The sequence below is a fragment of the Candidatus Pelagibacter sp. HIMB123 genome, assembly GCF_052048195.1.
Taxonomy (GTDB): domain Bacteria; phylum Pseudomonadota; class Alphaproteobacteria; order Pelagibacterales; family Pelagibacteraceae; genus Pelagibacter.
The window spans coordinates 1-11,566 of record NZ_JBNAIL010000013.1; the positions used below are offsets into that span (position 1 = coordinate 1).

Sequence of the window (11,566 nt, forward strand, 5' to 3'; positions counted from 1 at the left end):
TGTTCCTCAATTTTCCATTCAATTGGTAAGCCATGACAATCCCACCCTGGAACGTAAATGGAGTCTTTTCCATCCATTTGATGAAATTTTACAATTATATCTTTAAGAATTTTATTTAGAGCTGTCCCCATGTGAATATTTCCGTTTGCATACGGGGGACCATCATGTAAAACAAATTTTTCTCTCCCTTTACTTTGGTTTCTTAATTCATCGTAAAGATTTATTTTTTTCCAATATTCAAGAATTTCTGGTTCTCTAGTAGGCAAATTAGCTTTCATAGAAAAAGCTGTTTTTGGTAAATTTATTTGTGATTTAGTCATTTAGTCTTTTTTGCAATATTCAAATCTTTTTTAATTTGAGCTCTTAATTGATTAACATAATTAAATTTTTTTTCTTTTCTTATAAACTTTAAAAACTCTACTGATAAAAGTTTATTATAAAGATTTCCAGAAAAATTAAATAAATGAACTTCTAATAATATTTTTTTTTGATTAAATGTTGGTCTGTATCCAAGATTAGCAATTCCTTTAATATATTTATCACTATTTTTTCTCAAAACCCTGACAGCATAAACTCCTGGTTTTGCTAAAACATAATCATCGATATCTATATTACAGGTTGGAAAACCAATTTTTTTTCCTACTTGTCTTCCCTTTTTAACCACTCCTTGTATCGTCCAGTTTCTCTTTAAAAGATTATTAGCTTTGTTCAAAAAACCCTTTTCTAAAAGATTTCTTATTAAAGATGATGATACGATTTTTTTGCTTTTAATTAATGGTTCTGGTTTAACAACTTTATAATTAAACAATTTTTCATATTTTTTTAGTAAATTAACATCACCTTCTCTTTTATTTCCAAATCTAAAATTATTGCTAACAAAAATAAATCTAGAACTTAATTTTTTACTTAAAATTTCAGTAATAAAATTTAGCGCTTTAATTTTTGAAAATTTTTTATCAAATTTTTTTGTAATAACAAAATCTACTTTTAAGTTACTAAGTAATTTAATTTTTTGATTAATATTAGAAAGCCTAAAATTTTTTAATTTTTTATTAAAAAACATTTTTGGCATTGGATCAAAATTTACAACACCAATCTTTAAATTATATTTCTTCTTGTATGACTGTGCTAGTTGAAATAATTTTTGATGCCCTAAATGCAAACCATCAAAATTACCTATTAAAATAATTGATCCTCTGTGTAATTTTTTAATATTAAAGTTTTTATAATGTTTTACCATTTTAAATCTGATTGAATAAAATTAACTATCGCTTCATACTCTTTTGAAACATTTTGGATACCTTTATTTTTTATTTCATTCCTATGTATTCCATTACTAATCAATAAAGAATCATAATTTAAAAGATTGGCACCTCTGATATCAGTATTTAAATTATCTCCAATTGCTAATATTTTTTTATTTTTGTTATCAATTGACTGATTATAAACCTCTGAATGTGGTTTTCCAAAATATACAACTTCTCCACCCATTTTTTCAAAAACTAATGCTACAGAACCTGCACATAACTCTCTAACTTCACCACGATCAACAATTAAATCAGGATTTGTACAAATCATTTTTTTGGTAATATGTTTTTCAAGCAAATCTTTATAAAAATTTAAATTCTTATCATGATCTTCAAATAACCCTGTACACAATAAATATTCGCCTTCATTAATATTTTCACATTTATTTTTCTCAAATAAATTAAATAAATCAAAATCTCTGGGTGGACCTATGTGATAAAACTTTTTCGATAAGTAATATTTTTTCAAATAATTCAATGCAGCCTCTCCTGAGGTAAATACGTGATCTCTGAGTACTTTATCCATACCCATCTTTTCTAAAAAATTTTGAACAGTTTTATTTGGTCTTGGAGCATTTGTTAAAAGTACGATTTTTTTCTTTTTTTTTATAAGTTCATTTAAAACAGCTATTGCTTTTTCATGAAGATTAAGCCCATTATGAACAACACCCCATAAGTCTATATAAAAAAGATCATAGTTGTCAGCGATTGATTGCAAGCCATTAAAATCTAAATTTTTGGTCATATTTTAAGGTATAAACCATAAAATCCCGAATTTACTAGCATTATTAATATCCTTAAGTCTTTCTGATCTTGAAATAGGCGGTGAAATATCTATATGAGGCTCATATTTATAAAGTTTTATAAAGGAGAATTTATGAAGTTTAAACCGTTACATGACAGAGTTTTAATCGAAGTATTAGACAGCAGTGAAAAAACTGCTGGAGGAATAATTATCCCTGACACAGCTCAAGAAAAACCTCAAGAGGGTAAAGTTGTTGCTGTAGGTGGTGGAGCAAAAACAGAAGATGGAAAGTTAATTCCAATGGATGTTAAAGTTGGTGATAAAGTTTTATTTGGTAAATGGTCGGGAACTGAAGTCAAAATTAATGGTAAAGAATACAGCATAATGAAAGAGTCAGACATTATGGGTATTTCTGGTAAGTAATTTAATTTAAAGGAGAAAAATAATGGCAAAAGTTGTTAAATTTGATGCTGAAGCAAGAGCAGCAATGATTAGAGGTGTAAATATCTTGGCTGACACTGTTAAAGTAACTTTAGGACCAAAGGGAAGAAATGTCGTAATGGATAAATCGTATGGTGCACCTAGAATTACTAAAGATGGTGTGTCTGTAGCTAAAGAAATAGACCTAGAAGATAAGTTTGAAAATATGGGTGCACAAATGGTTAAAGAAGTTGCTAGCAAAACTAACGATGAGGCTGGTGATGGAACTACTACTGCAACTATACTTGCGCAAGCAATTGTCAAAGAAGGTGTGAAATATGTAACAGCTGGCATGAATCCTATGGATGTAAAAAGAGGAATTGATGCTGCTGTGGAAACAGTAAAAGAAAGTCTTGTTGCGTCTGCTAAAAAAGTAAAAGATAGCGATGAAATAGCTCAAGTTGGTACAATTTCTGCAAATGGTGATAAAGAAATTGGAACTATGATTGCTAAAGCAATGCAAAAAGTTGGAAACGAGGGAGTTATTACTGTTGAAGAAAATAAAGGTATTGAAACAGAATTAGATGTAGTTGAAGGTATGCAGTTTGATAGAGGATATCTGTCACCATACTTTATCACAAATAGCGATAAGATGACTACAGAGTTAGATAATCCTTTTATTCTATTACACGAAAAGAAATTAACAAACTTACAACCAATGGTTCCTCTTTTAGAGGCTGTTGTTCAAGCTGGTAGACCATTAATGATTATTTCTGAAGATGTTGAAGGCGAAGCTTTAGCTACTTTGGTAGTAAACAAACTTAGAGGTGGTTTAAAAGTTGTAGCTGTTAAAGCTCCAGGATTTGGAGATAGAAGAAAAGCTATGCTTGAAGATATCGCAATTTTAACTGGAGGTCAGGTCATATCTGAAGATTTAGGTATTAAGCTTGAAAACGTTAAACTTGATGATCTTGGATCATGTAAAAAAATAAAAGTTGATAAAGATAATAGTACTATCGTAAATGGTAGTGGTAAAAAATCTGACATCGAAGCTAGATGTGCATCTATCAAACAACAAGTTGAAGAAACTACTTCTGATTATGATAGAGAAAAACTTCAAGAGAGACTTGCAAAGTTAGCTGGTGGAGTTGCGGTTATCAAAGTTGGTGGTGCAACCGAAGTTGAAGTTAAAGAAAGAAAAGACAGAGTTGAGGATGCTTTGAATGCAACTAGAGCTGCTGTTGAAGAAGGTATTGTAACTGGTGGTGGTTGTGCATTACTTTATGCTGCTCAAGAACTAGATAAAGTCAAAGCAAAAGGTGATGATCAAAAAGCTGGTGTGGATCTTGTAAGAAAAGCATTAGAGGCTCCGATTAGACAAATTACTAAAAATGCTGGTGTAGATGGATCAGTTGTAGTTGGTAAATTATTAGAGCAAAAGAAAAAAACTCACGGATATGATGCTCAAAGTGAAGAATATTGCGATATGTTTGCAAAAGGTATCATAGACCCTGTTAAAGTTGTGAGAACTGCTCTACAAGATGCCGCTTCAATTGCTGGATTATTAGTAACTACAGAAGCAATGATCGCTGACAAACCAGAGGAAAAAGATGCTGCTGGTGGTATGCCTGGTGGAATGCCTGGCGGCATGGGCGGCATGGGTGGAATGGGTGGAATGGGTATGTAATCCCTCATTTTCTAAATCAAAATTTAAAAGGCCATCTCAAGATGGCCTTTTTTTTATATGAAGTTTAATTATGTCAAAAAGATATAGTGGTAAATCATTTAAAGACTCTAGTGTTAAAAAGAAACCTAAATTGAGCTTTAAAGAAAAAAGAAAACTTAAAAAAGATAAGCAAAAAAAGACAAATTAATCGAGGATTTTGAATATTATTCAAGCCAGTTATGAGTTTTTTTGAGTTTTAATATCCTTTTAAATATGTATAAGAGCCAGAATTTATGAGCAATAATATAAGGAACATCACAATCATAGCCCATGTTGATCATGGCAAAACTACTCTGATTGATAATTTAATGAAACAAAGTGGTTCATTTAGAGAAAATGAAGTTGTTGATGAAAGATTAATGGACTCCGGTGAGCTTGAAAAAGAAAGAGGAATTACAATTTTAGCTAAACCTGCTTCAATTAATTGGAACAATTCAAGAATAAATATTATCGATACTCCAGGCCACAGAGACTTTGCTGCTGAAGTTGAAAGAGTTTTAAGTATGGCAGATGGAGCCTTGTTATTAATTGACTCTGCAGAAGGTGTTATGCCTCAAACAAAATTTGTATTATCAAAAGCACTTAAACAAGGATTAAAACCTATTGTTGTAATTAACAAATTAGATAAAACTGATCAAAGAGCTAATGAAGTTTTAGATGAAACATTTGATTTGTTTGTTAGCTTAGATGCAAATGAAGATCAATTAGATTTTCCTGTCCTGTATGCAAGTGGAAGATCAGGTTGGGCTGATCATGAAGTTGATGGTCCAAGAGAAAATTTAAATCCTTTGTTAGATTTGATTGTTGATCACGTAAAACCTGCTGAACTGGATAAAACTAAACCTTTTGCAATGTTGTCAACGCTGCTTTACGCAGATAGTTTTTTAGGAAGAAGTTTAGTTGGAAGAATTACACAAGGTACTGCAAAAGCTAACCAATCTATAAAAGCGATCAATTTAAATGGTGAAAAAGTTGATGAAGGAAAATTAACAAAAATTTTTAGATATGAAGGAACAAAAAAAGTTCCGATAGATGTTGGTGAGGCTGGGGATATCGTAGTTGTTGCTGGGTTAGAAAAAGCAAACGTTGCTGATACTATATGCGACCTAGAGGTAAATGAGCCAATCCCTGCAACTCCAATAGATCCACCTACAATGTCAATTACAATTACTGTAAATACTTCACCTTTAGCTGGAACTGAAGGTAAAAAACTAACTAGCACCCAAATAAGAGATAGATTAGTTCAAGAGGCACAAAATAATGTTGGTATCACATTTTCAGAGAACGAAGGAAAAGACTCTTTTGTTGTTAGTGGTAGGGGTGAGTTGATGTTAGAAATTCTTTTAACTCAAATGAGAAGAGAGGGTTTTGAAATGACAGTAAGCCCTCCAAAAGTTTTATACAAAACTGATGAAAATGGAAATAAACTTGAGCCAATTGAAGAAATTACTATGGACCTTGATGAAGAACACTCTTCAAAAGTAATTGATTCAATGAACAGAAGAAAAGGGAAACTAATAGAATTAAAAGATACTGGAACAAACAAAAAAAGATTGATTTTTCATGCACCTACTAGAGGCCTAATGGGGTACACAAGTAGATTTCTTACACTTACAAAAGGAAACGGAGTGATCAACAGAATATTCCACAGTTATGGTCCTTTTGAAGGGGAAATGGAAGGTAGAAGAAATGGAGCTTTAATCTCGATGGAACAAGGAAAAGCTGTTGCATTCGCAATCTTTAACTTACAAGCACGAGGAGAAATGTTTGTTACACATAATGACTCTGTTTATCCTGGAATGATTGTTGGTCTTTCACCAAAACCAGGTGATATGATCATTAATGTAATGAAAGGTAAGAAATTGACCAATATGAGAACTCAGGGTACTGATGAAAATGTTGTACTTACGCCTGTAAGAAAAATGTCAATTGCAGAACAATTGAGTATGCTTAATACAGATGAAGCTTTAGAGATAACACCAGACTCTTGTAGATTAAGAAAAGCAATTCTTGACCCCCACGAAAGAAAAAAAAGCGAAAAAGCTATAGCTGCAGCCTAATCAAAAGTTTTATCAACCAAATAAAGTCCTAAAGCAACGCAAGGACCTATTCCAAATGCAAACAATAAAGTTCCAACCCCTACTGTTCCTCCTAAATACCACCCAATACTAACAACTGAAATTTCTAAAGTTCCTCTTACAACAGCTATAGGAAAATTAGTTAATTTTTGTAATCCTATCATAAGTCCATCTCTAGGTCCGGCGCCTAAATTCGATACTAAGTAAATACCCCCACCTATTCCAACCATGATAACAGAAATTACAGCTAATAATAATTGATGAATGTAATTTGATGGTGTTGGAACATACTTGATACAAAGATCAATCATAATTGCAATAATCAAAGCATTAAATATTGTACCCATCCCTGGTTTTTGCCCAAGAGGTATCCATAAAATTAAAACAGCAATACTTATTAATAATGTGATAGTTCCAATACTTAAATTAACATTTAAGGAAATACCTTGGGCTAAAACACTCCAAGGAGAGGCTCCTGTGAATGATACAATTAATAATCCTTCACCTAATCCAAATAGAGACAAACCGAAACATAAGAAAAAAAATGTAGAAAACTTTGGTTTAAAATTAAATGGTTTTTCTGAGCTCCATTTTACTTTTGGAATTTTTTTAATTTTTAAAAACATAATTATAATAAGCTATATCTATTAATGAAAAATTCTAATATTGTAACCACCAAATGAAAAAGTTTACAATTGTTTTACTTGTTATATTTTTCTCATCAATTTCTTTAGCTCATATAGGTCATTATAACAAATTTGACAAAATAGAAATGGAGATCTTGAGAAATGATGAAGTAATTGGATATAACAATTATTATTTTAAAAGAGATGATGAAAAAACGATAGTAAAAAATCAATATAAATTTGAGGTAAAATTACTATCTGCAACAATATTTAAAGTAGAGGGACATGGGGAAGAAATTTATTTAAAAGATAATTTAATATCTTTTCAATCAAAGACACTTCAAAATAAAAAAGAAAAATTTGTAAACTTAAAATTAAATAAAAATAATAAAAAGTTTGAGATTAAAGGATCTTCATATTCTGGTGAAGCTTCTGTTAAAAATATTATTGGAAATTGGTGGAGTCATAAAATTTTACAAGCAGAAAGCCAAATAAGTCCTATTTCTGGAAGTATTAAAGAACAAATTGTTACTTTTATTGGTAAGGAAAACATTTCAATTAATGGCAAAGAATACGAGACAGATCATTTCAAACTTACGTCTAAAGATATGTCTCTTCCTGAAGATAAAAAATTAAATTTTGACATTTGGCTTGATAAAAAAACTTCAGTGATTGTTAAAGTCACATATGAAAGAATGGGAAATTGGGAATATCGCTTAAAAAATCTTGAATAAAATTATTTATTTATTTTTTTAAAAAGATCGTTTGCACTTATCCATCCTGCCTCTACTCTAGGACCTACAAACCAATCTGCACATACTCCTAAATTTAATTTGTTATCCCAATAACTTTTAATTTTTAAAGATCTAGAATTTGAAGAATATTTCCAACCATGATTTAGTGAGGTTAATATTTTTGTTTTTTTAATTCCAGTAAGTTTAAAAAATTGATCAATTAAAATATTTGAGTTTTTTTCTTTATTTTCTCTATTTTTATTTATTTTTTTATTTGCCCATAGACTTGTACTTTGCAAAGTCCATAAATCATTATTACTTTTAAATCTTTTTTTACTATTTTCTTTAGCGGCCCATCCTAAAATTTTATCGTTAAATAAATAACTTGATATGTTTTTATTTGTTTTTTTAATTTCGATCATGACTGTAATATTTGCATCCATTTTAATTTTTTGCTTAATGAATGGGTCCTTAATAAATTTTTTTGATAATTTTTTTAATTGTGGGAATGGGCAAGTTAATACTAATTTATTATAATATTTTATTTTATTGTTCTTAAAGACTAGCTTCCATTTTTTGTTTGCAAATTTAATCTTCTCTAACTCACTTTGAAAATTACAATCTATATTCTTTATTAAATGTTTGCTAATATCATTGTTACCCTTGCAGCCAATTATTTTAACATGATTTTTATTTTCTTTTTTTAATTTGTTTAAAAAAATATGTTTGCCACTCCATTTTTTTAGAATTTTTTTTTTACATAAATTTGTAATAAATTTTTTAAATTGAATTGTTTTTGGAGAAATATATTGTGCCCCGTGATCAAATCCTCTTGACTTATTTAATCTTTTAAAAGAAGATCTGCCACCTGGGCCCCGAGCTTTATCATAAATGTGTACAGAATTTTTTTTACTTAACAAATTAGCTATTGTTGCTCCAGAAATTCCAGAGCCAATTACACAATAACTGCTCATTTTCCTGCAACAGTCATACCTTCTATCATCATAGTTGGTGAATTGACTGAATATTCGAATTCTAAATCATTAGCTAAAATAATATTTTTGAACATATCCTTAAAATTACCAGCAATTGTTATTTCATTAACGGGATATTTAAATTCTCCATCTTCAACTAAAAAACCAGTTGCACCTACTGAATAATCTCCAGTTACAATATTAGAACCATGACCAATAGTTTCGGTAATATAAAGACTTCTTGAATTTTTTTTCATAAGATCCTCAAAGCTTATATTTCCTTTTTCAAAATATAAATTGGTACTTCCACCACTTCTTCCATTTGATTTTAAATTTAATTTTTTTCCATTGTATGTGTCGACAAGATAATTTTTAAGTATTCCATTCTCTATAAGTTGTAATGTATTTGAGTTCACACCCTCTGAGTCAAAGTTTTGAGAACCCATTCCTTTAATTATATCTGGTTTATCAATTACATTTATCGAATCAGCAAAAACCTGTTCATCAATTTTATCCTTTAAAAATGAAGTGCCTCTTGCAATTGCGGAGGCAGATATTGCACTTGCAAAAACACTTAACATTCCCTTTGAAATTCTTTTATCAAAAATTATGCTGATCTTCTCACTTCCAATTTTTTTAGGGCTCAATTTTCTAATAGTTTGCATGGCAGCTTTATTTCCGAGATCTATTGCTTGCTTAACATCAGACAAATGACGTTTGCTAGAAAATTCATAGTCTCTTTCCATACTATTTTCATCTTTTGCAACTGTTACACATGAAGTAGTAAAAGAAGAAGTTTTATAACCGTCACAAAAACCGTCACTGTTTGCTAATATAAAATTTGATTTATTTTCAGTGAAACTAGATTCTGTACTTATGATTTGATTATTTGATGAAGCAGATTCCTCTAAATCTTTTAAATATTTTATTTTTTTATCATTTTCGAATCTTGTTTCATCATACAAATTGAGGCTACTAATTTTTTTGGCTAACAAATTTTTATCAGGCAAAGAATTAAATTCATCCTCTGGTGTAATTTTTGTAGTTTCAAAGCACTTTTCAATTAAAGTTTTAATATTTTCATCTAGTAAATTTGATGATGAAATTGATGATCTTCTTTTACCTAAATAAGTTTCTATACTTAATGCCAATCCATCTGATCTATCTGAGGCTTCTAGGGACTTATTTCTAAAATTAACTGTTTCTGAAATTGAGTGACCAACTGTAACACTTGCATTAGTTGCTCCCATTTTTTGTGCCAAATCTAAACAATATGAAGCTTTAGATTTTAGAAATTCTTGATCCTTAACCATAATGCTTTAAAGTTTTGTTCCACCAACTGTCATTTTATCGATCAAAATTGAAGGTTGGGCGACTCCCACAGGAACTCCTTGTCCTGCTTTTCCACAAGTTCCTATGCCTGGGTCTAACATCATATCATTTCCTACCATCGACACTTCTTTGAGTATTGATGGTCCGTCGCCAATAAGTGTTGCACCTTTAATTGGAGATCCAATTTTACCATTATTTATTTCGTAAGCTTCAGTACAATTAAATACAAATTTTCCAGAAGTAATATCTACCTGGCCACCTCCAAAACTTACTGCAAAAATTCCTTTATCAACAGATTTGATCATTTCATCTTGAGTTTGATTGCCACTTAACATCATTGTGTTTCTCATTCTTGGCAAAACAATATGTCTATAATTTTCTCTTCTTCCAGATCCGGTAGATCTTGTATTCATTAATCTTGCATTGTGTCTGTCTTGCATAAAATTTTTGAGAATACCATTTTCAATTAAAACTGTTCGCTCAGTTGGCGTTCCCTCATCATCAATAGTTAAACTGCCTCTTCTATTATCTATCGTACCATCATCAACAATTGTTACTCCCTCGCTTGCAACTTTTTCTCCAATAAGATCATGAAATGCTGATGTTTTTTTTCTATTAAAATCTCCTTCTAGACCATGACCAATTGCTTCATGAATTAATATAGCAGGCCAACCAGGTCCCAAGACTACTTTCATCTCACCAGCAGGTGCTGGTTTGCTTTCTAAATTTACTGATGCGATTCTAAAAGCCTCTTCACAAACATTTTTCCAATTATCATTTTTTAAATAATCGTCATAAGATTGTCTGCCACCTATTCCATATACTCCCGTTTCTTTTCTTCCATTTTTTTCCAACATTACAGAGACATTAAATCTAATTAATGGACGTACATCGGTGAGTGCTTCTCCACCTGATCGAATAATTTCAATTGATTTTTGCTCACCAGCAAAACTAGCAGTCACTTGTTTTACTGACCCATCTTTTTTTCTTAAAAAATCATTTACTTTATTTAAAACTTCTAATTTCGAGTCTAAAGATTTTTGTTCAATTGGATTAATATCTTCATAAAATTTTTTATTAGATTTTGTAATTTCATGATTATATGTCCCTTTAATTGATTTAAGAGTTGATTTAAGATTTTCTGAGGAATTTTTTAATGAATCTTTTGATATTTCGTTAGAATATGAATAAGCAACAACCTCATTTGAGATAGCCCTGAAGCCAAATCCTAAATCAGAACTATAGTTTGAGCTTTTTATTTTATTGTCATCTAACAAAATTGACTCTGATTTCGATTCCTCTAAATAAAGCTCACCATCATCACAATTATTTAGTGTATCAGATACTATTTTATCTGCATCTTGTCTTGTTAAATCAGATTTGTTAAAGAAAATACTCATTCATCTTAAATAGTGGTTTGTTGATAATTTTCAACTGATCATTTTACGCATGTACAATTTATTACTAAAAGTTAATTATTGTTAAATGAAAGTATTTTTTAATAATTCTTGTAAAATCTGTAGATCAGAAATTAACTTATATAAAAAAGAAAATATTAAAGATATTGACTGGATAGATATTACAAATAATTCAGATGCTGAAAAAGAAACATCTAGAAATGATA

General features: G+C 30.1%; 12 protein-coding genes. 5 read left to right on the plus strand and 7 right to left on the minus strand.

Annotation, left to right across the window (positions count from 1 at the left end):
• The 3 genes from ACTTBL_RS03720 to ACTTBL_RS03730 all read right to left on the minus strand — a co-directional run.
• Nucleotides 1–320, minus strand: a 320-nt coding sequence (locus ACTTBL_RS03720) for a class I tRNA ligase family protein (RefSeq protein WP_440643673.1), incomplete at its 3' end; no start/stop codon positions are given.
• A complete protein-coding gene (locus ACTTBL_RS03725) occupies nt 317–1,240 on the minus strand; it encodes a bifunctional riboflavin kinase/FAD synthetase (RefSeq protein WP_440643674.1) in 924 nt (307 codons plus the stop codon). The genes ACTTBL_RS03725 and ACTTBL_RS03720, both read right to left, overlap by 4 nt.
• Nucleotides 1,234–2,052 (minus strand): TIGR01459 family HAD-type hydrolase, encoded by an 819-nt coding sequence (locus tag ACTTBL_RS03730; RefSeq protein WP_440643675.1) that lies wholly within the window; start codon nt 2,050–2,052, stop codon nt 1,234–1,236. Before ACTTBL_RS03730 ends, ACTTBL_RS03725 begins: the two co-directional genes overlap by 7 nt.
• Nucleotides 2,053–2,184: 132 nt before the next feature.
• On the opposite strand from ACTTBL_RS03730, the gene groES reads away from it, so the two are divergent.
• The 3 genes from groES (at nt 2,185) to typA (ending at nt 6,258) form a co-directional block, all read left to right on the plus strand.
• On the plus strand, nt 2,185–2,475 hold the full coding sequence (groES, locus tag ACTTBL_RS03735; protein WP_440643676.1) for a co-chaperone GroES: 291 nt from the start codon (nt 2,185–2,187) through the stop codon (nt 2,473–2,475).
• Nucleotides 2,476–2,497: 22 nt separating this feature from the next.
• Nucleotides 2,498–4,159 carry a chaperonin GroEL gene (gene groL, locus ACTTBL_RS03740; RefSeq protein WP_440643677.1) on the plus strand — a complete coding sequence of 554 codons (1,662 nt, stop codon included), beginning with the start codon at nt 2,498–2,500 and terminating at the stop codon, nt 4,157–4,159.
• Between the two features lie 272 nt (nt 4,160–4,431).
• Nucleotides 4,432–6,258: a translational GTPase TypA gene (gene typA / locus ACTTBL_RS03745; RefSeq protein WP_440643678.1), complete on the plus strand. Its 1,827-nt coding sequence runs from the start codon at nt 4,432–4,434 to the stop codon at nt 6,256–6,258.
• On the opposite strand, the gene yczE is transcribed toward typA, so the two are convergent.
• Nucleotides 6,255–6,902, minus strand: a complete 648-nt coding sequence (gene yczE / locus ACTTBL_RS03750) for a membrane protein YczE (RefSeq protein ID WP_440643679.1) — start codon at nt 6,900–6,902, stop codon at nt 6,255–6,257. The genes typA and yczE overlap by 4 nt on opposite strands.
• A gap of 53 nt (nt 6,903–6,955) precedes the next feature.
• Between yczE and ACTTBL_RS03755 the strand changes: the two genes are divergently transcribed.
• Nucleotides 6,956–7,636: a DUF6134 family protein gene (locus tag ACTTBL_RS03755; protein WP_440643680.1), complete on the plus strand. Its 681-nt coding sequence runs from the start codon at nt 6,956–6,958 to the stop codon at nt 7,634–7,636.
• A gap of 2 nt (nt 7,637–7,638) precedes the next feature.
• Here the strand turns inward: ACTTBL_RS03755 and ACTTBL_RS03760 are convergent, their stop codons facing one another.
• The 3 genes from ACTTBL_RS03760 to ACTTBL_RS03770 are packed head-to-tail and all read right to left on the minus strand — an operon-like array spanning nt 7,639 to nt 11,342.
• On the minus strand, nt 7,639–8,610 hold the full coding sequence (locus tag ACTTBL_RS03760; RefSeq protein ID WP_440643681.1) for an NAD(P)/FAD-dependent oxidoreductase: 972 nt from the start codon (nt 8,608–8,610) through the stop codon (nt 7,639–7,641).
• Entirely contained in the window at nt 8,607–9,923 is a 1,317-nt protein-coding gene (locus ACTTBL_RS03765) for a TldD/PmbA family protein (protein WP_440643682.1), read from the minus strand. Before ACTTBL_RS03765 ends, ACTTBL_RS03760 begins: the two co-directional genes overlap by 4 nt.
• A 6-nt stretch (nt 9,924–9,929) precedes the next feature.
• Complete coding sequence (locus ACTTBL_RS03770; RefSeq protein WP_440643683.1) at nt 9,930–11,342, minus strand: TldD/PmbA family protein; 1,413 nt, start codon at nt 11,340–11,342, stop codon at nt 9,930–9,932.
• A gap of 85 nt (nt 11,343–11,427) precedes the next feature.
• On the opposite strand from ACTTBL_RS03770, the gene ACTTBL_RS03775 reads away from it, so the two are divergent.
• Nucleotides 11,428–11,566: DCC1-like thiol-disulfide oxidoreductase family protein (locus ACTTBL_RS03775; protein ID WP_440643684.1), on the plus strand; the 139-nt coding region annotated here is incomplete at its 3' end.